Origin of the sequence: Ruminococcus sp. CAG:379 (genome assembly GCF_000434255.1) — a bacterium.
In the GTDB taxonomy this organism is placed as follows: domain Bacteria; phylum Bacillota; class Clostridia; order Oscillospirales; family Ruminococcaceae; genus Ruminococcus_F; species Ruminococcus_F champanellensis.
In genome coordinates this window covers 1-1,681 of the sequence record NZ_FR894836.1, presented here as the reverse complement: position 1 = coordinate 1,681, position 1,681 = coordinate 1, and the positions used below count along the sequence as shown (strand labels likewise).

Here is a 1,681-nt window from a genome sequence, read left to right as displayed (position 1 = left end):
CGGCAGGGAGTCCCGACTCACCCGATCCGACAGGGCGGCAGCCTCCTTTGCCAGGGCTTCCCTGGCGTTTGCATGCACGCCGGGAACCTCCTCCTCCAGCTGTTCCAACGTATCCGTCCGGGTGCAGAATCTGGTAACAGAATCCGGCAGCAGCACCAGTGCCGCCGCCAGCCGCTCCACCCGGCATGCCCAAGCCTCGTTTCTCGGAGCTTCCGCCAGCAGCCGGATCTGTCGATCCACCAGGCAGCCCTTCCGTTTATATACATATTGTTTAACTGAGCCGGTAACCACCGGTGTGTATGCCGGAATCCCGGCTGCTTCTGTCTGCATGCTCATAATGACCCAATCCCCTTACCTTTGCAGTACCGCCCCTCATTCCGTGCCGACAAACTGCCCTTTATGCTATTTTACCATCTATCCAACGCAATGTCAACTGAATTTTGTTTTAAATGTATAGGGCGGTAGAGAATGTACCTGCTGTTTATTTTCAACGGATTGTATAGGAACCCTGCACAAAGCCGCTGAACCGCTTTTGTGGGATGTACCGAATACAAAAAAGCCCGGAGCGGATGCTCCGGGCGTGGGCAGCAGGGATCATTCCACCACTGCGTCCTCCTGTGTAAACCCTGCAAGGGAGTACTCCTTCACCTGAATGCACACATAGGAAATGGCACTGTCAGCAGCTGCGGAGAACTGGCGCTTTGCCGCCGGCGCCACCCGGAGCCAGTCCCCGGCAGTCAGAGTAATCTCCTCCCCGTCGATCACCGCCTTGCCCTTGCCGGTCAGGATACCGTAAATCTCCTCATTCTGCTTGTGGGCGTGGACAAAGGGCACCCCCGCCCCTGCCGGCAGGGTGTTGATGCTGACCTCGGCGCCGGTAAGCCCCAGCTTATCGTGCAGCTCCGTGCGGCTATCGGCTCCAAGTGTGATTTTCGTGTACTGTTTCATGAGAATACCTCCATTCATGATGTAACAGTTCTTGTTACAACTATAGTATAGCACACCGCTGTTGTAAGGAGCCATGAACTCTCACGACTCCTCCGTATCCAGCCGATGCTGCAAATCCCCACGCACCTGCGCCATGGTGACGCTCTGTAATTCCCGTTCCATCGCATGCTGTGCACGGGCAAGACATGGATCCAGCACCCCGTGCACATTCCGCCCCACCGGGCAAAGCTGATTGGGCTTTTCGTGGAAATGGAACAGGGAATCCGCATCCACACTGTCCACCGCCCGGTACACATCCAACAGAGTGATCTGCTCCAGGGGTCTTGCAATGCTTGCGCCGCCGGAGCCCTGTGTCACCTCCACCAGACCGGCAGTCTTTAACTGACCCAGCAGCTTCCGGATCATCACCGGGTGCACATTGGTGCTGCCAGCCAGAAACTCGCTGGTGACCTTGTATTGATCCCGGAAGGTATCCAGACACAGGAGAATATGAACCGCAAGGGTGAATCTGCTTGAAATCTGCATAATGTCCGCTCCTCCTACAGGTACTAAAACAAGAAAGCCTGAACACATACATGTTCAGGCTTTTTTTCTTGGCTCCCCCAACTGGACTTGAACCAGTGACACCCTGATTAACAGTCAGGTGCTCTACCGACTGAGCTATGGAGGAATAGAGAGTGCAGAGCAAAAGCTCTGCACCGTTTTGTGTCGGCGTTGATTTATCTTCCCAGGT

General features: G+C 55.3%; 2 protein-coding genes and 1 tRNA gene. All 3 read right to left on the bottom strand.

Annotation, left to right across the window (positions count from 1 at the left end; all coding sequences use genetic code 11):
* Positions 1–594: 594 nt before the first annotated feature.
* On the bottom strand, positions 595–948 hold the full coding sequence (locus QVO51_RS02425; protein WP_276747493.1) for a cupin domain-containing protein: 354 nt from the start codon (positions 946–948) through the stop codon (positions 595–597).
* A gap of 81 nt (positions 949–1,029) precedes the next feature.
* Positions 1,030–1,473, bottom strand: a complete 444-nt coding sequence (locus tag QVO51_RS02420; RefSeq protein ID WP_022357086.1) for an Rrf2 family transcriptional regulator — start codon at positions 1,471–1,473, stop codon at positions 1,030–1,032.
* Positions 1,474–1,542: 69 nt separating this feature from the next.
* Positions 1,543–1,618: transfer RNA gene (locus QVO51_RS02415), tRNA-Asn, on the bottom strand.
* Between the last annotated feature and the right edge of the window lie 63 nt (positions 1,619–1,681).

Bases quoted from the DNA above. Each gene is read 5' to 3' on its own strand.
- QVO51_RS02425 (WP_276747493.1), bottom strand. From the start codon at position 948: ATGAAACAGTACACGAAAATCACACTTGGAGCCGATAGCCGCACGGAG.
- QVO51_RS02420 (WP_022357086.1), bottom strand. From the start codon at position 1,473: ATGCAGATTTCAAGCAGATTCACCCTTGCGGTTCATATTCTCCTGTGT.